Consider the following 19,678-nt stretch of genomic DNA (forward strand, 5'->3'; position numbering starts at 1 on the left):
GGTTGGGTGAGGCCTGGCCGCCGCTGCACCTGGTGTTCGGCAGCACCTTCAACGCCTGGGACCTCGCCGCCTATGCCACCGGTGCGGCCGCGGCTGCCACAGCCGACCTGCTGCTCAGCCGGGCCGGCGGGCGGGTCAGGCGCGCCGCAGCCCTCAGCCGAGCCGTTCGATGATGGTGACGTTAGCCTGCCCGCCGCCCTCGCACATGGTCTGCAGCCCGTAGCGTCCGCCGGTACGCTCCAGCTCATGCAGCAGGGTGGTCATCAGCCGGGCACCGGTGGCGCCGATGGGATGACCCAGGGAAATGCCGCCTCCGTTGACGTTCACCCTGGACAGGTCCGCATCCAGCTCACGCTGCCAGGCCAGGACCACCGAGGCGAAGGCTTCATTGATTTCGATCAGGTCCATCTCCGCCAGTGACATCCCCGTGCGCTTGAGGGCATGCCTGGTGGCCTCGATCGGTGCGCTGAGCATCATGACCGGATCATCGCCGCGGGCCGACAGGTGGTGGATCCGCGCCCTCGGCCGCAGCCCGTACCGGCGGACGGCGTCCCCGGAGGCGAGCAGCAGCACGGCGGCGGCGTCGGAAATCTGCGACGACGTCGCGGCCGTCAGCGTGCCGCCCTCCCGCAGCGGCGCAAGGGAGGCGATCTTGGCCCGGTCGGGGGTACGCGGCCCTTCGTCGGCGCTGAGGCCCGCCAGGGGCAGGATTTCCCGGTCGAACCGGCCCTCGGCCTGGGCTGCGAGCGCCCGGAGGTGGGATTCGACGGCGAAATCCTCCAGCTCGCGGCGGGAGAGACCCCAGCGCTGGACCATCATTTCAGCGCCGATGAACTGGGAAATCGGCTGCGTACCGTACCGCGTTTCCCAGCCGGCGGAGCCTGCGAACGGGTTGGGGAAGCCCAGCTCCGCGGCGGCGGTGTTGGCGTAGCCGATGGGTACGGCGGACATGTTCTGCACACCGCCCGCCACCACCAGGTCAGCTGTTCCGCTCATCACGGCCTGCGCCGCGTAGGAAATGGCCTGCTGGCCGGAGCCGCACTGGCGTTCCACCGTGGTCCCGGGTACGCGTTCGGAGAGCCCGGCGGCCAGCCAGGCGGTCCTGGCGATATCCATGGACTGCGGTCCCACCTGGTCGATCGAGCCCAGAATCACCTCATCGAATTCATCAGAGTCAATCCCGGTGCGCCGCACGGTTTCGCCGATCACCGCGGCAGCGAGGTCCGCGGGGTGGATGCCGCTTAGTCCGCCGCCCCGCCGGCCGACGGGTGTGCGGACCGCGTCGACGATGAGTGCTTCTGCCATGGCTGGCCCCTTTGCCGTGGTGGATCTGTACCCTTCACCACACTAGGCCAGGCCCGGCCGCCCCGGCAGGGGCTTCCGGTTTGCGCACGGCCGGTAAACTGGAAAAGCTGCCATTTGGGCAGTCCCGAAATCCCACCACACCTGAAAGCAGCGGCAGTGTCCTCACAGGTCCAGACCCCCGTCCGTGCGAGCGCCAACCCGGCGATCGGCAAGGAAGCCGTCCGCCGGCGCACCTTCGCCGTCATCTCCCACCCTGACGCCGGCAAGTCCACGCTGACCGAGGCGCTTGCCCTGCATGCCCGTGTCATCGGCACCGCCGGTGCCACCAACGGCAAGGACAACCGCCGGGAAACGGTCTCCGACTGGATGCAGATGGAGAAGGACCGCGGCATCTCCATCAGTTCCACGGCCCTGCAGTTCGCCTACCGGGACACCGTTATCAACCTGCTGGACACCCCCGGCCACGCCGACTTCTCCGAGGACACCTACCGCGTCCTGGCCGCGGTTGACTGTGCCGTGATGCTGGTGGACGCCGCCAAGGGACTGGAAACCCAGACCATGAAGCTCTTCGAGGTCTGCCGCTCACGGAACCTGCCGATCATCACCGTAATCAACAAGTGGGACCGCCCCGGACTGGATCCGCTGGCGCTGATGGATGAGATCACCGAGCGCACCGGCCTGGCACCCATGCCGCTGACCTGGGCAGTCGGCATCGCCGGTGACTTCCGCGGTGTCTGGGACCGGTCCAAGGACGAATACGTGCGCTTCACCCGGCAGAATTCCGGCGCCTCTCTGGCGTTGGAGGAACACTTCAGCACCGAGGAAGCCGCTGCGGCCGAGGGCGATGTCTGGGACGAGTCGGTGGGTGAAGCGGAGCTGGTCATCGACGGAAGCGAGTTTGACCGCCAGGCCTTCCTGGACGCGAAGGCCACGCCGATCCTGTTCTCCTCCGCCGCCCTGAACTTCGGCGTGAAGCAGATCCTGGACACCCTGGTGGATCTGGCCCCTCCCGCCGGACCCCGGGTGGACGAGGCAGGAAACCAGCGTCCGGTCGACGCACCGTTCTCCGGCTTCGTCTTCAAGGTCCAGGCCGGCATGAACAAGGCCCACCGGGACCACGTCGCTTTTATCCGTGTCTGCTCCGGCATCTTCGAACGCGGCATGGTGGTCACCCACTCCAACACCGGCAAAACGTTCGCCACCAAATACGCCCAGCACCTGTTCGGCCGCGAACGCGAGGTGATCGACCAGGCGTACCCGGGCGACGTCGTCGGGCTGGTGAATGCCTCCGCCCTGCGGGTTGGTGACAGCCTGTACGTCGAGGAACCCGTCCAGTACCCGCCGATTCCGTTCTTCAGCCCCGAACACTTCCGGGTGGCCCGCTCCCAGGACCCCAGCCGGTACAAGCAGTTCCGCCGCGGGATCGACCAGTTGGAGCACGAGGGCATCATCCAGGTGCTGCGCTCCGACCGGCGGGGCGATCAGGCCCCGGTGCTGGCCGCCGTTGGCCCCATGCAGTTCGAAGTGGTGGAAGACCGCATGACGCAGGACTTCAACGCGCCGATGCGGATGGAGCAGCTCAACTACTCACTGGCCCGGCTCACCGAGGCTTCGGCCGCGGAGGTCCTGAGTAACGTCCACGGCGCCGAGGTGCTGATCCGCACCGACGGCGCCTACGTGGCCGTTTTCAACGACATCTGGGCGCTGCGCCGGGTACAGAAGAACCACCCCGAGGTGCCGCTGACTGAAATCGGCACCGAATCCCCAAACAGCGCCGGCTACTGATTCCGGAGGCTGCCGCCGTGGATTCGACCCTGCTGAATATCGGTCCGGCGGCCTGGCTGCTGCTCGCGGGCCTGCTCGGCACGGCGGCGCTGATCTCCGCCCTGGTCCTGGACCGGTCCCCCGGAGCCGTGCTGGCCGCAGGGCTCCGTGCCGTGGTGCAGCTGGCGGTGGTCGCTTTGCTCATCAGCCAGCTGGCCAGGCATCCGCTCGCGGCCCTGGGCTTCGTGGCCCTGATGTTCTCCGTCGCCTCCCTCACCGCGGGACGGCGGGTGGCTGCGGGACGCCGCGGCGTACTGATGGCGCTGCCGATTGCCGCCGGAGTGCTGCCGGTCCTGGGGCTGATGCTGGCCTGCGGCGTCCTGCCCTTCAGTGCCCTGGCCCTGATTGCGGTAGCCGGCCAGCTGATCGGCGGGGCCATGACCGCCGCCACCCTCGCCGGCCGGCGGATCCTCGGTGAGCTGCACCAGCGCAACGGCGAGGTGGAAGCTGCCCTGGCCCTGGGATTCCCCGATGCAGAGGCCCGGATGCTCATCATCCGGCCGGTCGCCGGCGAAGCGCTGATTCCGGCCCTGGACCAGACCCGGACTGTCGGTATGGTGACGCTGCCTGGCGCCTTTGTGGGCCTGATCCTCGGCGGGGCCTCCCCGCTGGATGCGGCGCTGGTGCAGCTGCTGGTCCTGGTGGCGCTGCTGGCCGTCGAAGCCCTGGCCATCGCCGTCGTGCTCTATGGCTGCACCCATGCCTGGTGGCTGCCGCAGAACCCGTCAGCCCGGACTTCCTCCCCGCCCAAGCGGAAGCCGCTCTGGTCAATGAGACCGCTGCGGACCGGCCGAGCATAAAGGTTCCTAACCTCAAACTGATTTGAGGCTAAGTAATCGTGACAGATGGCTAGGCTGGGAGCATCAGCTTCCCGCGGGGGGATCCTGCTACCGGAAGGTCTCAGCCATGTCATCAGCAACGCTGCATTCTCCAGCAAGCCAGCTCGCGTCGGCCCCGGAGGATTCCGCGGCCTGGCACCGGCTGAAGAGCGCCGCCACCGGGTTCGCGCAGCTCCAGGAACAGGACGGATCCGTCCCCGAAGAGCACCACGCCGCCGCCGGGCCCCTGCTCGAAACCGTCCGGGACGCCGTCCGGGAACTCACTCCCGCCTTCGGACACGACGCCGATTACCTCGACCTCGCGGTGCGGGACCTGGACCGCTGGCTCGAAGCCGGACTGGGCGTTCCGGACTTCCTCGATTCCCTGCTGGCCTTCCAGCCGCAGCTGAGCCGCACCGATGGACTGCTGCACCTGGTCATCTTCCCCATGTACACGCAGAACGGGTCCCGTTCCCGCCTCCTCGAAGCCGTGATCGTCGAGGTCATCTGGCCGGAATTCATCGCCGGCCTCGAAGCCGGGGACTACTCCAACAAACTCTTCGTGCCGATCCGCTTCCGCGGCTTCACTCCCGGCTATGACACCAACTCCGCCGTCCTGTTCCCCGAAACCGTCGCCGTCCGCGAGACGCCGGCCTTCACCTGGGGTGCAATCTTCGCGGACCGGGAGGCCGCCCGCTTCCGCAGGGTGCTGCGCGCCGCCGCGGAGATCACCTCGCTCGAACTTCCTGAAGGCGCCGCAGAATTCCTGGACAACCAGGCCCTGACCGAAGAGACCTTCGTGATGTGGGACCTTATCCACGACCGCACCCATATGCGCGGCGACCTGCCCTTCGATCCCTTTATGATCAAGCAGCGGATGCCGTACTTCCTCTACTCGCTCGAGGAGCTGCGCTGCGATCTCACCGCGTTCCGCGAGTCGGTCAAGATCCAGCACAACGACGACGCCGATCCGCAGGCCCGGCGAACGGCGCAGCTGGTGCAGTACGCCGTGATCTTCGACCGGATCTTCCGGTTTGCCATCACCGGATCACGCGTACGCAACTACGACGGCCTGGGCGGGCAGCTGCTCTTTGCCTGGATGCACCAGCACCGGGTCCTGCACTGGACCGACGGCAAGCTGAGCATCGACTGGGACGAAGCCCCCGCCGTCGTCGTCCGTTTGGGCGAAGAAATCGAGGAACTGTACTGGCGTTCCATCGACCGCCCCAAGACAGCGCACTGGCTGGCAGCCTACGATCTAGTCTCAGGAACGCTGACCCCCAACCCGGCCTCGCGCTGGGCCAAGGGACCGGATGCCCTGCCGCTGGACGGCCCGCCGCGCGCCCTCACGGACGAAGTGCTCGACGACGAATTTCCGCTGTCCATGTTCTACGAAGCACTGTCCAAGAAGATGGCACCGGTCATCGAATCCACCGCCGGAATTACGGGGAGCAGCACGCTATGACCACTGCCGGAGCAGGGGAAACCGCCCTTCAGGGACTGACCGTCCTCGTCGCCGGGGCAGCCTCTGCCTCCGGCACCGCAGTCTGCACCGCCCTGGCGGCCGGCGGGGCGAAGGTGGTGGCCGTCGGCTCCAACGCCGCCCGGCTGGAAGGCGCCCTCGCCGCACTGCCCGAAGCAGAACTTCGCACCTGCGACCTCAGCCGCCCCGGTGACGTCGCCGGCCTCGCCGCGGACCTGGCGGATGAAGGCGGCATCGACGGGCTGATCCACCTGGTGGGCGGCTGGCGCGGCGGCAGCTCACTGCAGGAGCAGAGCGATGCGGACTGGGACTTCCTGCAGAACAACATCCTCAACACCCTGCGCAACACCAGCCGCAGCTTCTACGATCAGCTGGCGGCTTCCCCGCACGGACGGCTGGCGATCGTCTCCTCCACCGCCGTCGATTCCCCCACCCCCGGCAACGCCGGCTACGCGGCCGCTAAAGCCGCAGCCGAAACCTGGGTGCAGTCCATCGCCGCCGGATTCGACGGAACCGATGCCGCCGCCGTCGTGCTGGTGGTCAAAGCCCTGGTGGACGATGCCATGCGCGCCGCCCAGCCGGACCGGAAGTTCCCCGACTTCACCGACGTTTCCGAGCTGGGCCGGGCCGCCGTCCGGCTGTTCAGCACGCCGGCAGCGTCCCTTAATGGCAGGCGGATCAGCCTGCTGCCGTCCGACTACAGCTGAGGGCCATTTCCGGCCCTGCCCCAATGTGAGGAATACTGACACCCGTGATAGAAACCGCCTCCCTGCATGACCCTGCCCTGCGCGCCTTCGCCTCGGATAACTACTCCGGCGTCCATCCTGAAATCATGGACGCCCTGGCTGCCGCCAACCTCGGCCACCAGGTCGCCTATGGAGAGGACGTGTACACGGCGAAGCTCCGGGACGTCTTCACCGGGCACTTCGGCAACCGGATGCGGGCTTTCCCTGTCTTCAACGGCACCGGTGCCAACGTCACCAGCCTGCAGTCCCTGCTGCCCCGCTGGGGCGCCGTCATCTGCGCCTCCACCGCCCACATCAACGTGGACGAAAACGGCGCCCCCGAACGCATCGGCGGCATGAAGCTGCTTAATGTCCCCACCCCGGACGGCAAGCTCACCCCCGAACTGATTGACCGCGAGGCCTGGGGCTGGGGCGACGAGCACCGTGCCCAGCCGCTGGCCGTGTCGATCACCCAGTCCACCGAGCTGGGAACCCTCTACACCGTGGAGGAGATCAAGGCGATTTCCGAGCACATCCACGCCCGCGGCATGAAGCTGCACATGGACGGGGCCCGGCTGGGCAACGCCGCCGCAGCATTGGGTGTGCCCCTGCGCGCCATCACCACCGACGCGGGCGTCGATATCCTCTCCCTGGGCGGAACCAAGAACGGCATGATGTACGGTGAGTGCATCGTCGCCCTGGATCCGGATGCCGCCCCCGGCCTGGAATACCTGCGCAAGATGAACATGCAGCTGGCTTCCAAGATGCGGTTCGTCTCGGCCCAGTTCATCGCCCTGTACGGCACGGATCTCTGGCAGCGCTCGGCCTCCACGGCCAACGCCATGGCGGCCCGGCTGCGCGCCGCGGTGGAAAAGATCGACGGCGTCACCCTCACCCAGCCCACCGAAGCCAACGCCGTGTTCGCCACCCTGCCGGCCGGTGTGGCGGACAAGCTCCGGGACGCCTTCCGCTTCTACGACTGGGACCAGGCCACCGGCGAGGTGCGCTGGATGTGCACGTTCGACACCACCGAGGCGGATGTGGATGCCTTCGCCGCGGCCATCGCCTCGGAGGTTTCCGCCGCGCGCTGAGCCGCTGCACTGTCGGCCGGGCAGCAGCGGTACGTAAGCTGTTGCCCGTAACGATTGGGACTTTCCGGCGAGCCTGCACCGAAGGGCGCGGGCCCCGCCGTAACCTTCGAGGGTGAGTGCAATTGGTGACCTGTCACAGGTGCCCCCGGAATTCCTGACAGCCCTAGGGGCGCTGCGCCGAGCTAAGTGCCGGCCCGAGGTGCGGCTGGAAGAGATTCCAGCCCCCACCCGGCTGGCACCTTTCGCCGTGTCGCTGGCTGCCGACGTCGTTTGTTCCGGCCCGCAGCCGGTCAACGGAACCTTCCACGGACCGGTAGGTCCGGTCCTTCCCGAGAGCCAGGAGCTGGCCACCGGACGGTTCATCCTGCTGTACGACCCCGAGGGCAGCGCGGTCTGGAACGGCAACTTCCGGATCGTCACCTATATCCGCGCCGAGCTCGAACCGGATATGGGAAATGACCAGATGCTCGGCTCGGTTGCCTGGACCTGGCTGGTGGACGCCCTGCAGGAACACGGTGCCCGGTACTCCTCCGCCGGCGGCACGGCGACCCGGATCCTGTCCGAAAGCTACGGCACCCTGGCCGGGCGCAGTGACGCCATCGACATCGAGCTGCGCGCTTCCTGGACCCCGGACGGCGCCGACGTGCAGTCCCACCTGGAAGCCTGGTCCGATATGGTGTGCACTTTTGCCGGGCTTCCACCGCTTCCCGACGGCGTTTCCCCGCTTCCGCGACGCCGCCTCAACTAGCTCCAGCGGCCCCCGAGACGGGACCACCCCGCTGCACTCGATAGACTGGAAGCCTTATGACCGCGCAAACTTCCGGCAACGCCCTTTCCGAATCGCCCGCAGACGAGCCTGAGGCAGCTGCCCCCCTGACCGTTCTCGAGACTCCGCGTGATGGTGTACCGCTGGTCATCGACACCCCGCAAGGGCTGGAACGGGCGGCCCGGGCCCTGGCTGCGGGAACCGGCCCGGCAGGCGTAGACGCTGAACGGGCCTCCGGTTTCCGCTACGGCCAGCGTGCCTTCCTGGTGCAGATCCGCCGCGAAGGGGCCGGCACCTGGCTGATTGATCCTGAGCCGCTGCGCGACCTCAGCATCATCAATGAGGCCCTGCACGGCGTGGAATGGATCCTGCACGCCGCCACCCAGGACCTGCCCTGCCTGTCAGAGCTGGGAATGTGGCCGGACAAGCTTTTCGACACCGAACTTGCCGCGCGCCTCGCCGGGCTGCCCCGGGTTGGGCTCGCCGCCGTCATCGAACAGCTGCTGGGCTTCAGCCTCGCCAAGGAACACTCCGCCGCGGACTGGTCCACCCGGCCCCTGCCCGAGCCCTGGCTCCGGTATGCCGCCCTCGACGTCGAAGTCCTGGCCGAGCTGCGCGAAGAACTGGTCAAACTGCTCGAAGCCGACGGCAAGCTGGCCTTCGCCGAAGAGGAGTTTGAAGCCATCCGGACCGCGGAGCCGGCGCCGCCGCGCACCGACCCGTGGCGCCGGACGTCCGGTATGCATCAGCTGCGTGACCGCCGGCAGCTGGCGGCCGTGCGTGAGCTGTGGCTGGAACGTGAGCAGCTGGCCGAGCGCCGCGACACCGCCCCCGGCCGCCTGATTCCGGATTCCGCGATTGTTGCTGCCGCCCGGGCCATGCCCAACACGGTCCCGCAGCTGCTGGGCACCCCCGGCTTCCACGGCCGCGCGGCCCAGCGCGAAGCGCCGCGCTGGCTGCGCTGCATCGCTGCGGCCCGGGAGACCAAGGACCTGCCCGCACTGCATGTGCCCACCCATGCCCCGCCGCCGCCGCGTGTCTGGGCCCGGAACGATCCCGCCGCCGCAGCGCGCCTCCAAACGGCCAAGCCGCGGCTGGCCGCGCTGGCGGAACGGTTGAACCTTCCGGTGGAGAACCTGCTGACCCCGGATCACCTGCGCCGGGTGGCCTGGCGGCCGCCGGCAGAGATCAACCTGGACACCATCAGCGACGCACTGCGGAACCTCGGGGCCAGGGAATGGCAGATCGACCAGACTGCTGCGGTGCTGACGGTTGCTTTCCTGGACCCGGATCCGCTGGTGGAGAAGGAAAAGGAGTAACCGGCTACTGCAGGCGCAGGAGCTTATCCGGATTCCGCATCGCATAAACGCCGGTAATCCTCCCGCCCTCCGAACTGGCCTGGAAGACGGTGGTCACCGTCCCGCCCTCGCGGAAGGCAACCGCCGGCAGGCCGTTGAGCTCAATAAACTCCGGAACGGCACCGGCACTGTATTTACCGGCCAGTCCCAGCAGCAGTGCCGCGACCCGCTCCGGGCCGCGCACCGGCTTGCGGGCGGCACTGACTTTGCCGCCGCCGTCGGAAACCAGCACAACGTCCGGGGCCAGCACATCCAGCAGTGCCTGCACCTGCCCGGTCATGGCCGCTTCCAGGAAGCGTTCGACGGCGGCGCGGTGCTCGCTCTTCTCCGGCTGCTTCCGCGGCGTCCCCGCGCGGACCCGTTCCCGGGCCCGGTGCACCGTCTGGCGGGCCGCGGCCTCGCTGGATTCCAGCGCGGCTGCCACCTCGGAGTAGGAAAAGCCGAACACCTCGCGCAGCAGGAACGCCGCCCGCTCAGGCCCGGACAGGTTCTGCATCAGGACCAGCATCGCCGTGGACACCTCCGCTGCCGTCAGCGCAGCGACCTGCGGATCGGAGCTCTCCCCGCCGCCGGGGCCGGTGCGGAGGGGCTCCGGCAGCCAGTCCCCGATGTAGTCCTCCCTGCGCCGGGCCGCGCTCCGGACGGCGTTGAGTGCCTGCCTGGCTGCGGTCCGGGCGAGGTAGGCGCGCGGGTTGTCCACCTGGCCAGGCACCGCTGCGAACCGCAGATAGGTCTCCTGCACCACGTCCTCCGCATCGGAGACCGTACCGGTGATGTCATAGGCGATGGCGAACACCAGTCCGCGGTGGGCCAGGAAATCGCTGTCCCGGTTCAGCTCCACACTGCCGGGGCTGTGGGCTGCGGCGTCATCGTGGGACCGGCCGGCCATGTGTACGCTCCGCTCTTTGTGGCTTCCCCGCGGATCCACCGCAGGGTCATGCGGCAGATTACCTCTTTAAGCACGGCAGCGGAGCGGCCATGGAGGTGGAAACTCCGCGGTGTGTAGCCCGCAGTCAGAAACTGGACCGCTCCGTCCCGCCGCCCCAGGCTGACGCACTGGCCCAGGAAACCGCTGTTGTGGCTGGCCAGCGGCGTACCGGCGGCGGACCGCAGGATGTTCCCGGCGGCCTCGGCCCCCATGGGCATCGCGGACGCACAGGTCATGGGCAGGTAGCCGTAGCCAGGATCCGTGATCACCGCGGCATCGCCGGCACCGAAGATCCGGTCCTGTCCGTGGACCCGCAGGGTGGCGTCGACGGCAAGCCGGCCGTCGGCGTCGACAGGCAGTCCGCTGCGGGCGGCCAGCTGCGGCACGCCGAAGCCGGCGCACCAGAGAACGACGGTGGCTTCCGGGAGCCGCTCCGGGTCCACCGTTCCGGTGCGGACACGGATACCGGCGCGGTGCAGGCTCCGCAGCAGGCCTGCGCGCGCCCCGGCGGAGAAGTGCGGCACCGGCGCGCCGGCGCTGTACAGCGTGAGCGGATTCTCCGGGTAGGCCCGCGCCGTTTCCGCGGCCACCTCGACGGCGGTGAGGCCGCCGCCAACCACAGCTATCCGCTCCCCCGGAGCCAGCCGCGAGAGGCGTGCCCTCGCTTCCGCGGCGCCGGAGAGCCGGTCCGGAGCAAGGGCGCCGCGCGGGACCCGGCTTTCTCCGCTGCCCACGGCATACACGAGGTACCCGTAGTCCAGCCGGTCCCCGGAGGCCAGGTGGACCGTGCGTGCCGCGGCGCTGACCGCTTCGGCCCGGTCGGTGAGTACCTGGACGCCCGGGTTCAGCAGGGTTGCGTAACCCACCGTGGGGTCAGCACGGGTTCCGGCGGTGTATTCGTGCAGCCGGATCCGCTGGGTGAACCTTTCCTCCGGGGTCACCAGCCGGACCGGGTGCCCCTGTCCGGCCAGCCGGTTCGCTGCCATAACGCCCGCGTATCCGCCGCCGAGGACTACTGCCGTGGTGTCCATCAGAATTCTCCCTTGCTCCCATTTCAGCCGCCGGCATTTCCGGCCTGCCCATAAGACACCGCAGCACCGTTTTTTGTGACAGGTCTGCAACAATTCACGAAGAATGCGGCTTCGACCTGCGCTTTTCAGGATTCTCCAAGCCAGCGCCGTTATGATTTTTCCTACTATGGACGACCCTTCTCATAAACCCATGCCCTCCTGTGCTCCAGCTGTTTTGGATCGGGGAGGGCAGCCCCATGAATGACTCCTACGAATGGATCATGGTCGGCATCGGCCTGCTCCTGACTGTTGGCACCGGATTGTTCGTTGCCTCGGAATTCGCCCTTGTCAACCTTGACCGCAACGATCTCGAATCGCGTCAGGCGGCCGGTGAAAAGCGGCTGGGCCCCACCATCAAGGCCCTGAAAATCACCTCGACCCATCTCTCCGGTGCACAGCTGGGCATTACGCTCACCACGCTGCTCACCGGCTACACCTTCGAACCCGCCATCAGCTCCCTGCTGCGCAGCCCCATGCTTGCCGCGGGTGTTCCCGAGGCCGCCGTCGGCGGCGTGGGCACGGTGATCGGCGTCCTGCTGGCCACCCTGTTCTCCATGATCATCGGCGAACTCGTGCCGAAGAACTTCGCGCTGGCGCTGCCCCTGGCTACGGCCAAGCTGGTCATCCCCTTCCAGGCCCTGTTCACCACCATCTTCAAACCCGTCATCCTCCTGTGCAACAACACCGCCAACGCGGTCATCCGTTCCTTCGGCATCGAGCCGAAGGAAGAGCTCTCCGGTGCCCGCAGCGCCGAGGAGCTCAGCTTCCTGGTCCGCAGATCGGCGCTGGAAGGTGTCCTGGATCAGGACCACGCGGAGCTGCTGCACCGCACGCTGCGCTTCTCCGACCACACCGCTGAGGATGTGATGACCCCGCGCGTGCGGATGGTCGGCATTCCCGCGACGGATACGGCGGAGGAAATCATCGCCACGGCGGTCTCCACCGGCTACTCGCGTTTCCCGGTTATCGGCCGGGATTCGGACGACATCCTGGGCGTGCTGCACGTCAAGCAGGCGTTCGCCCTTCCGCTCACTGAACGGGCAACGACGACGGCGGCTGACGTCATGGTGGCGCCGCTCCGCGTTCCTGAATCAATGGGCGTGGATACCCTCCTGGGCGTCCTGCGGGCCCAGGGCCTGCAGATCGCCATCGTGACCGACGAACACGGCGGCACCGCCGGCGTGGTCACGCTCGAAGACCTCGTCGAGGAAATCGTGGGCGAACTGGAGGACGAACATGACCGCGCGAGGGTCGGCGTCGTCCGCACCGGACGCTCCGTCACCTTTGACGCTTCCCTGCGCCCGGACGAGCTCCTGGACCGCGCCGGCATCACCGTTCCGGACGGCGAGGACTACGAGACACTCGCCGGCTTCGTCACGCACTGCCTGGACCGGATGCCGGAACTCGGCGACGAGGTGGAAGTGGACGACGGCGTGCTCCGCGTCGAGCGCGTCCTCGGCACCCATGTCGAGCGGCTGCGCTTCACCCCGAACACCGGCTCCGAATCACCGCGCAGTGCGCACGACCGCCTGGTCGATACCCTGACGAAGGACATCATCCATGAGTGAGTACCTCCCCGGCATTATCTGGCTGGTGGTGCTGCTGGCCGTCAACGCGTTTTTTGTCGGCGCCGAGTTCGCTGTCATCTCTGCCCGCCGTTCCCAGATTGAACCGAAGGCCGCCCAGGGCAGCAAGGCCGCCAAGACCACCCTGTGGGCCATGGAACATGCCACCCTGATGCTGGCCACCAGCCAGCTGGGCATCACCGTGTGTTCGCTGCTGATCCTGAACGTCTCCGAACCGGCGATCCACCACCTGCTGGAGATTCCGCTCGCCGGGACTCCCCTGACGCCCGAAGCGATCAGCTTTACGGCGTTTATCGTGGCGCTGCTGCTGGTCACCTTCCTGCACGTGGTGGTCGGCGAGATGATCCCAAAGAACATCTCCTTCTCCGTTCCCACCCGGGCAGCCCTGCTGCTGGCTCCGCCGCTGGTCATCGTGGCCCGCATTTTCAAGCCCGTGATCTGGGGCCTGAACGCCGTCGCTAACGGGGTCCTGCGTCTGTTCAAGGTGGAACCGAAGGATGAAGCCACCAGCACCTACACCCTGGACGAAGTTGCCACGATCGTGGAGCAGTCGACCAGGGAAGGTGTGCTGGAGGATTCCAGCGGAACGCTCACCGCGGCCTTCGAGTTCACCTCCAAGACCGTGGCCGACGTTGAGGTGCCGATCGCGGACATGGTCCTGGTCCCGGCCGGAGCCACCCCCGCCGACATCCAGAAGGCGGTGGGCAGCCACGGCTACTCCCGCTACATCCTGGCCGACGACGACGGTGACCTGACCGGCTACCTGCACCTCAAGGACGTTATGGACCTGGTGGAACCGGAGCGGTTCAACACTCCGGTCCCGGCCAAGCGCATCCGCCGGCTGGCCAGCGCCTACCGCGGCAGTGAACTTGAGGACGCCCTCGAGACCATGCGCCGCACCGGAGCCCACGTGGCCCGCGTGCTCGACGCCGACGGCACCATCACCGGTGTCCTGTTCCTCGAGGACATCATCGAGGAACTCGTCGGCGAAGTGCAGGACGCCACCAGCGTCTAGCTTGTTTGCGCCGATGCCGGGGCTGGGACCGTGTTGATCGGTCCCAGCCCCGGTGCGTTCCACCACCCAACGGATCCACACCGGCCCAGACCTACCCTCCTGTAGACTGGCGCTCATTATGAGGGCAGGTATCCGGGCCGCAGCAGGCCATGCGTTGACCATCCGGTCGACGCCGCAGCTGTTCAGCACCGCCCTTGGCCTCCTGGCGGTCCTGGCCGGAATTCTGGGCATGCATATGCTCGCCGACCCGCAGGCAGCAGCAAGCCACTCCGGTGCCAGTCACTCTGTTTCCGGCCAGCCCGGTACCACTGCGCACTCCGCCGGGACGGCACTGCGCCACGATGCCGATCCGGCACCCGCTGCTGCACCTGCCTCCGACGGCGGCGGGCACGCCTGGGGGGCATGCCCCGATTGCGGACCTGCCGGCTGCGCAGCAGGCCTCTGCATGATGTTCCTGGTGCTGGTCAGCATCACGGCGGTACTTGGTCTGCTGACGTCCCGCCGGTACCGGAATCCGGACCGTCCGGACCCACCCCGGGCCTTCCCCTCCCTCCAGGCTCCCCCAGCCGCTCCTTCGCTCGTTCAACTCTGCATCAGCCGTACGTAAAATCCCGGCTCCGCGAATTCTCCGGAGCCCCTTTTGCATGCCTGCCCGCCGTGGCAGTGCTGATTGCCCAGAACGTATGAACTTACCGAAGGAACCACCATGAAGAAGCTTGCCCCTGTATCTGCCGCTGCCCTCGCCGCCGCCCTCCTTCTGGCGGGTTGCGGAGCAGACACCAGCGCCCCGGAATCGAGCCCAGTGGCGGAGAGTATGGGCCACCACGGCAGCAGCGGTTCCCCCGACGCCGCTGCGGACCACAACAGCGCGGACACCATGTTCGCCCAGATGATGATCCCGCACCACGAGCAGGCGGTCACCATGAGCGCCATGATGCTGGCCAAGGAGGGACTCGACCCCCAAATCGTGGAACTGGCAACGGACATCAAGGCCGCCCAGGGCCCGGAAATCCAGAAGATGGATGACTGGCTGGCGGCCTGGGGCGAGCCCCGGGAAATGTCCGGACATCATGAAATGGATGGCATGCTCTCCAACGAGGACCTGGCCACCCTGGAAGCAGCCCAGGGGATGGAAGCGGCAAAACTGTTCCTGGCCCAGATGATCGAACACCATGAAGGTGCCGTGAAGATGGCAGAAGAGGAAGCGGCGGCCGGCTCAAACCCCGGCGCCGTGCAGCTGGCCGAGGACATTGTGGCCAGCCAGAACGCCGAAATTGCCCAGATGCAGAGCCTGCTGCAGGGCCTGGCATGAGGCTGGGATTCAGCGGCCGCAGCGGTGCCGCCGCCGCCGTCGTGCTTCTGGCCCTGACCGCCTGTTCCTCACCCGCCGGCAGCCGGGAGGCGGACGCCTCGCCGCCGTTTCCCAGCCACGTGCACGCACTGGCACTGAAGCCGGGGACCACGGATGTGATCGTCGCTTCCCACGAGGGAATCTTCGAAGTCTCCGGCAGCGAGCTGCACCCCACCGGCACCAACATCGACCTGATGGGCTTTGCTGTTGCCGGGAACGGTGATTATCTGGCCTCCGGGCACCCGGGTCCGGGAGTCGACCTGCCGGAACCCGCCGGCCTGATCCGGTCCACGGACGGAGGGTCCTGGCGCGTGGAATCCCTGGGCGGCGAATCCGATTTCCATGCACTCGCGGTCACCGGCGGCGGCATCATCGGTTTCGACGGAACCCTGCGCCTTAGCCGGGACGGTGGGCAGTGGACCGACTCACAGACGCAGCTCACGCCCTATAACCTGGCCGGATCGCCGTCGGGCACACTGGCCGTTGCTACCACGGAAGCGGGCCCCTACCGGTCCCAGGATGCCGGGCTCACCTGGAGCGCAATCTCCGGCGCGCCTGTGATCATGCTGGCCGCGGTGACGGATCAGTCCCGGATTGTCGGTGTCCTCCCGGATGGCGGCATCGTCACGAGTGAGGACCAGGGCGGTACCTGGGCCCCGGCGGGGAAAGTCTCCGGCTACCCGGTGGCGGTGACAGCCGCCGAGACGGCAGACGGTCTGCAGATCTGGGTTATGACCGACGCCGGCCTGGAGCATTCAGCCGATGGTGGTCAGAGCTTCTCCACCATCGTCGGGCAGCCTGCCCAGGCGCCGTAGCCTGGCTGTAGTATCCGGGGCGGGGGTCCTCCCCCGCCCCGGACCCTTGCAGCCTAAGTTACTGACGAGTAACATTGGCGGGGAACTCATTTCCGCGTTCCCCGTCAAGACCTCAAAGAGGAGCAGTACGTGAGCCCACAGAGCCGAGCACGGCAAATCAGGGACGTTGTTTTCGTCGACGGCGTTCGGACCCCGTTTGGAAGAGCCGGCGAGAAGGGCATGTACGCCGACACCCGGGCCGATGACCTGGTGGTCAAGTGCATCCGCGAACTCCTGCGCCGCAACCCGTCGCTGCCGCCCGAGCGCGTTGACGAGGTAGCCATCGCCGCCACCACCCAGACCGGCGACCAGGGCCTGACCATCGGCCGCACTGCAGCCTTGCTGGCCGGGCTCCCCCGCACGGTTCCCGGCTTCGCGATCGACCGGATGTGCGCCGGTGCCATGACCGCCGTAACGACGACGGCGTCGGGCATCGGTTTCGGCGCCTACGACGTCGTGATTGCCGGCGGCGTGGAGCACATGGGCCACCATCCGATGGGTGTGGGCGCGGACCCGAACCCGCGTTTCGTTACCGAGCGGCTGGTGGATCCGGCTGCGCTGAACATGGGCAACACCGCGGAGAACCTGCACGACCGCTTTCCGGAGATCACCAAGGACCGCACCGACGCGTACGCCGCCGCGAGCCAGGAAAAGCTGGCCAAGGCCTACGCCGGCAACCAGATCCAGCCGGACCTGGTGCCCGTAGCCACCAAAAAGTCCGGAGCCGGCTGGACCCTCAGCACGGTTGACGAGGGCCCCCGCCCGGGCACCACCGTTGAGGATCTGGCAGAACTGCGCACCCCGTTCCGGCCGCACGGCCGTGTGACGGCCGGCAACGCCTCAGGGCTGAACGACGGCGCCACCACGGCCCTGCTGGCCTCCGCGGATGCCGCTGAGGAACTCGGCCTGCCCGTGAAGATGCGCCTGGTTGGCTATGCCTTCGCCGGCGTCGAGCCCGAGGTCATGGGCATCGGCCCGGTCCCGGCCACGGAGAAGGCACTGAAGCAGACCGGACTGTCGATCGAGGACATCGGCCTGTTTGAAATCAACGAAGCCTTCGCCGTGCAGGTGCTGTCCTTCCTGGACCACTTCGGCATTGCCGACGACGATCCCCGCGTCAACCGCTATGGTGGCGCGATCGCCGTCGGGCATCCCCTTGCGTCGTCCGGCGTCCGGCTGATGACCCAGCTGGCCCGCCAGTTCGAGGAAGACCCCTCGGTGCGCTACGGCATGACCACCATGTGCATCGGCCTGGGCATGGGCGCCACCGTCATCTGGGAAAACCCCAACCACCCCGATTACAACACCGAGTCCACGGAGGCTTCGAAGTAATGACCGCACCTGATTACCAGCGCCTGGCCGGGCTCTTCCCGAACGAGGTCATCACCCACTCCTACGTCACCGACGTTGAACTGCCCGGCGGCGCCGGCACCTTCGCGCTCATCACGCTGGATAACGACGTCGATCATTCGCGCCCCACCACGCTGGGCCCGAACACCCTGCTGGAGCTCGGCAGTGTGCTCGATTCCCTCAAGGAACGGGCCGGCCGGGGGGAGATCGTGGGCGTCGGCGTGACAGGCAAGCCCCATTACCTCGTCGCGGGCGCTGACCTTTCGGCAGTGAAGACCCTGGCCGAGTACGAGGACGGCGTGGCCATGGCAGCCCTGGGCCATGAGGTCTACGGCAAGCTCGGCACCCTGGGCGTTCCCAGCTTCGCGTTCATCAACGGCGTGGCCCTCGGCGGCGGCCTGGAGATCGCCTTGCAGTCCGACTACCGCACGGTTTCCACCGGTGCCGGTGCGCTGGCGCTGCCCGAGGCGTTCATCGGCCTGGTTCCGGGCTGGGGCGGCGTTTACCTGCTGCCGCGCCTGATCGGTCCCGAGAATGCCGTGAAGGTAATGATCGAGAACCCGCTGAGCAACAACCGGACCCTGTCCGGCCCGGCTGCCTACAAGCTGGGCGTGGCGGATGCCCTGTTTGAGCCGGCAGACTTCCTGGAGCAGTCCCTCGCCTGGGCGTCGCGGGTCATTACCGGCGCGGAGACCGTGAACCGGCCGAACGCCGTCGAGCCTTCCGACGTTGGCGACCGCTGGGACGCCGCCGTTGCCGCCGGCCGGGCCTTCGTGGAGGCACGCACCTCCAACGCAGCTCCGGCCCCGGCCAAGGTGCTGGACATCTTCGAAGCCGGAAAGAACTGGACCCGCGAGCAGTCCCGTGAGGCCGAGTGCGATGCGCTGGCTGAACTGATGCAGACTCCGCAGTTCCAGTCCACCGTGTACGCCTTCCTGGACCTCGTGCAGAAGCGCGGCAAGCGTCCGGCCGGCGCGCCGGACAAGAAGCTCGCGCGCCCGGTGACCAAGGTCGGCGTCGTCGGCGCAGGCCTGATGGCCAGCCAGCTCGCCCTGCTGTTCGCCAAGAACCTCAAGGTCCCCGTCGTGATGACGGACATCGACCAGGCGCGGGTGGACAAGGGTGTGGGCTACGTCCACGCCGAGGTGGACAAGCTGCTGGGCAAGGGCCGCATCTCCCCCGACGCCGCGAACCGCACCAAGGCTCTGGTCACCGGATCGGTGTCCAAGGAAGCCTTTGCCGACGCCGACTTCGTGATTGAAGCCGTCTTCGAGGAAATGTCCGTGAAGAAGCAAGTCTTCGCCGAGGTGGAGGCCGTCGTCTCCCCCGAGTGCATCCTCGCTACCAACACGTCTTCCCTGTCCGTCACCGAAATGGCAGCGGACCTGCAGCACCCGGAGCGCGTGGTGGGCTTCCACTTCTTCAACCCGGTGGCCGTCATGCCGCTGCTGGAGATTGTGCGCGCCCCGAAGACCGACGACGCCGTGCTGGCCACCGCATTTGTCCTCGCGAAGCAACTGAAGAAGACCGCCGTACTGGTCAAGGATGCCGCCGCTTTTGTGGTCAACCGCATCCTCGGCCGGATGTTCGGCGAGATCACGAAGGTGTTCGATGAGGGCACCGACGCCGCAACTGCGGACAACGCGCTGCGCCCCATGGGCCTGCCGATGACGCCGTTTAACCTGCTGGCCCTGGTGGGCCTGCCGGTGGGACAGCATGTGCAGGAATCCCTGCACGCTGCCTTCGGCGACCGCTTCCACGTCTCGGAAAATTCGCAGAAGCTGATCGACGCCGGCATCACGTCGCTGTGGCAGCAGGACGCCGACGGGAAGCCATACGTCCCGGAGGAAACCCTGGCGCTGCTGTCCTTCGGCGACTCACCGTCAACCTCGGAGGAAGTCCTGCGCCGCACGCAGGATGCCCTGGCTGAGGAAATCGGCCTGATGCTTGAGGAGGGCGTGGTGGCGGGCCCGGAGGACATTGACCTGTGCGTCATCCTCGGTGCCGGCTGGCCGATGCACCTCGGCGGCATCACGCCGTACCTGGACCGGGTGGGGGCCTCCGACCGGGTGAACGGAAAGCTGTTCAACGCCGGTGCTGTACCGGTGGCCGCTGGCTAGTCCTTTTACCGTTTCATCCGTTTGGCACGCGCCG

Annotated in this window: 17 protein-coding genes; 14 read left to right on the top strand and 3 right to left on the bottom strand. The window is 67.5% G+C overall.

Annotated features, from left to right (window positions below; all coding sequences use genetic code 11):
• Nucleotides 1-153: 153 nt before the first annotated feature.
• Nucleotides 154-1,305 (bottom strand): acetyl-CoA C-acetyltransferase, encoded by a 1,152-nt coding sequence (locus AL3_RS11875; protein WP_066301084.1) that lies wholly within the window; start codon nucleotides 1,303-1,305, stop codon nucleotides 154-156.
• Between the two features lie 156 nt (nucleotides 1,306-1,461).
• On the opposite strand from AL3_RS11875, the gene AL3_RS11880 reads away from it, so the two are divergent.
• The 7 genes from AL3_RS11880 to AL3_RS11910 all read left to right on the top strand — a co-directional run bounded on the left by AL3_RS11880 (nucleotide 1,462) and on the right by AL3_RS11910 (nucleotide 9,331).
• Complete coding sequence (locus tag AL3_RS11880) at nucleotides 1,462-3,090, top strand: peptide chain release factor 3 (RefSeq protein WP_066301086.1); 1,629 nt, start codon at nucleotides 1,462-1,464, stop codon at nucleotides 3,088-3,090.
• A gap of 17 nt (nucleotides 3,091-3,107) precedes the next feature.
• Nucleotides 3,108-3,929, top strand: coding sequence for an ABC transporter permease (locus AL3_RS11885; protein WP_205054106.1), 822 nt, complete (start codon nucleotides 3,108-3,110; stop codon nucleotides 3,927-3,929).
• Nucleotides 3,930-4,035: 106 nt separating this feature from the next.
• A complete protein-coding gene (locus AL3_RS11890; protein ID WP_066301088.1) occupies nucleotides 4,036-5,412 on the top strand; it encodes a DUF6421 family protein in 1,377 nt (458 codons plus the stop codon).
• Nucleotides 5,409-6,137 carry an SDR family oxidoreductase gene (locus tag AL3_RS11895; RefSeq protein ID WP_066301090.1) on the top strand — a complete coding sequence of 243 codons (729 nt, stop codon included), beginning with the start codon at nucleotides 5,409-5,411 and terminating at the stop codon, nucleotides 6,135-6,137. Before AL3_RS11890 ends, AL3_RS11895 begins: the two co-directional genes overlap by 4 nt.
• A 35-nt stretch (nucleotides 6,138-6,172) precedes the next feature.
• Nucleotides 6,173-7,246, top strand: a complete 1,074-nt coding sequence (locus tag AL3_RS11900; protein WP_066301092.1) for a threonine aldolase family protein — start codon at nucleotides 6,173-6,175, stop codon at nucleotides 7,244-7,246.
• A gap of 121 nt (nucleotides 7,247-7,367) precedes the next feature.
• The gene (locus AL3_RS11905; protein WP_066301505.1) at nucleotides 7,368-7,994 is read left to right on the top strand and encodes a DUF3000 domain-containing protein; all 627 of its coding nucleotides are present in this window, start codon (nucleotides 7,368-7,370) and stop codon (nucleotides 7,992-7,994) included.
• A gap of 56 nt (nucleotides 7,995-8,050) precedes the next feature.
• Entirely contained in the window at nucleotides 8,051-9,331 is a 1,281-nt protein-coding gene (locus AL3_RS11910; protein ID WP_066301093.1) for an HRDC domain-containing protein, read from the top strand.
• Nucleotides 9,332-9,335: 4 nt separating this feature from the next.
• On the opposite strand, the gene sigJ is transcribed toward AL3_RS11910, so the two are convergent.
• A complete protein-coding gene (gene sigJ, locus AL3_RS11915) occupies nucleotides 9,336-10,259 on the bottom strand; it encodes an RNA polymerase sigma factor SigJ (protein WP_083521698.1) in 924 nt (307 codons plus the stop codon).
• The gene (locus AL3_RS11920) at nucleotides 10,202-11,329 is read right to left on the bottom strand and encodes an NAD(P)/FAD-dependent oxidoreductase (RefSeq protein ID WP_066301095.1); all 1,128 of its coding nucleotides are present in this window, start codon (nucleotides 11,327-11,329) and stop codon (nucleotides 10,202-10,204) included. The genes sigJ and AL3_RS11920 overlap by 58 nt, the downstream gene beginning before the upstream one ends.
• Nucleotides 11,330-11,565: 236 nt before the next feature.
• Between AL3_RS11920 and AL3_RS11925 the strand changes: the two genes are divergently transcribed.
• The 7 genes from AL3_RS11925 to AL3_RS11955 all read left to right on the top strand — a co-directional run bounded on the left by AL3_RS11925 (nucleotide 11,566) and on the right by AL3_RS11955 (nucleotide 19,644).
• Complete coding sequence (locus tag AL3_RS11925; RefSeq protein ID WP_066301096.1) at nucleotides 11,566-12,936, top strand: hemolysin family protein; 1,371 nt, start codon at nucleotides 11,566-11,568, stop codon at nucleotides 12,934-12,936.
• Nucleotides 12,929-13,969: a hemolysin family protein gene (locus AL3_RS11930; protein WP_066301098.1), complete on the top strand. Its 1,041-nt coding sequence runs from the start codon at nucleotides 12,929-12,931 to the stop codon at nucleotides 13,967-13,969. The genes AL3_RS11925 and AL3_RS11930 overlap by 8 nt, the downstream gene beginning before the upstream one ends.
• Nucleotides 13,970-14,087: 118 nt before the next feature.
• Complete coding sequence (locus AL3_RS11935; protein ID WP_151723924.1) at nucleotides 14,088-14,576, top strand: DUF6153 family protein; 489 nt, start codon at nucleotides 14,088-14,090, stop codon at nucleotides 14,574-14,576.
• A gap of 99 nt (nucleotides 14,577-14,675) precedes the next feature.
• A complete protein-coding gene (locus AL3_RS11940) occupies nucleotides 14,676-15,281 on the top strand; it encodes a DUF305 domain-containing protein (RefSeq protein ID WP_066301102.1) in 606 nt (201 codons plus the stop codon).
• Nucleotides 15,278-16,135, top strand: coding sequence for a F510_1955 family glycosylhydrolase (locus AL3_RS11945; protein WP_066301103.1), 858 nt, complete (start codon nucleotides 15,278-15,280; stop codon nucleotides 16,133-16,135). The genes AL3_RS11940 and AL3_RS11945 overlap by 4 nt, the downstream gene beginning before the upstream one ends.
• 129 nt (nucleotides 16,136-16,264) lie before the next feature.
• Entirely contained in the window at nucleotides 16,265-17,506 is a 1,242-nt protein-coding gene (locus AL3_RS11950; protein WP_066301111.1) for a thiolase family protein, read from the top strand.
• Complete coding sequence (locus AL3_RS11955; RefSeq protein ID WP_066301112.1) at nucleotides 17,506-19,644, top strand: 3-hydroxyacyl-CoA dehydrogenase NAD-binding domain-containing protein; 2,139 nt, start codon at nucleotides 17,506-17,508, stop codon at nucleotides 19,642-19,644. The genes AL3_RS11950 and AL3_RS11955 overlap by 1 nt, the downstream gene beginning before the upstream one ends.
• Nucleotides 19,645-19,678 lie beyond the last annotated feature (34 nt).

It is taken from the genome of Arthrobacter luteolus NBRC 107841 (assembly GCF_001552075.1).
Lineage (GTDB): Bacteria > Actinomycetota > Actinomycetes > Actinomycetales > Micrococcaceae > Arthrobacter_B > Arthrobacter_B luteolus.

What these genes read in the sequence shown, in the direction of transcription:
- AL3_RS11930 (WP_066301098.1), top strand. Translation starts at nt 12,929, where the DNA reads ATGAGTGAGTACCTCCCCGGCATTATCTGGCTGGTGGTGCTGCTGGCC.
- AL3_RS11875 (WP_066301084.1), bottom strand. Translation starts at nt 1,305, where the DNA reads ATGGCAGAAGCACTCATCGTCGACGCGGTCCGCACACCCGTCGGCCGG.
- sigJ (WP_083521698.1), bottom strand. Translation starts at nt 10,259, where the DNA reads ATGGCCGGCCGGTCCCACGATGACGCCGCAGCCCACAGCCCCGGCAGT.
- AL3_RS11955 (WP_066301112.1), top strand. Translation starts at nt 17,506, where the DNA reads ATGACCGCACCTGATTACCAGCGCCTGGCCGGGCTCTTCCCGAACGAG.
- AL3_RS11945 (WP_066301103.1), top strand. Translation starts at nt 15,278, where the DNA reads ATGAGGCTGGGATTCAGCGGCCGCAGCGGTGCCGCCGCCGCCGTCGTG.
- AL3_RS11935 (WP_151723924.1), top strand. Translation starts at nt 14,088, where the DNA reads ATGAGGGCAGGTATCCGGGCCGCAGCAGGCCATGCGTTGACCATCCGG.
- AL3_RS11920 (WP_066301095.1), bottom strand. Translation starts at nt 11,329, where the DNA reads ATGGACACCACGGCAGTAGTCCTCGGCGGCGGATACGCGGGCGTTATG.
- AL3_RS11910 (WP_066301093.1), top strand. Translation starts at nt 8,051, where the DNA reads ATGACCGCGCAAACTTCCGGCAACGCCCTTTCCGAATCGCCCGCAGAC.
- AL3_RS11890 (WP_066301088.1), top strand. Translation starts at nt 4,036, where the DNA reads ATGTCATCAGCAACGCTGCATTCTCCAGCAAGCCAGCTCGCGTCGGCC.
- AL3_RS11895 (WP_066301090.1), top strand. Translation starts at nt 5,409, where the DNA reads ATGACCACTGCCGGAGCAGGGGAAACCGCCCTTCAGGGACTGACCGTC.
- AL3_RS11940 (WP_066301102.1), top strand. Translation starts at nt 14,676, where the DNA reads ATGAAGAAGCTTGCCCCTGTATCTGCCGCTGCCCTCGCCGCCGCCCTC.
- AL3_RS11925 (WP_066301096.1), top strand. Translation starts at nt 11,566, where the DNA reads ATGAATGACTCCTACGAATGGATCATGGTCGGCATCGGCCTGCTCCTG.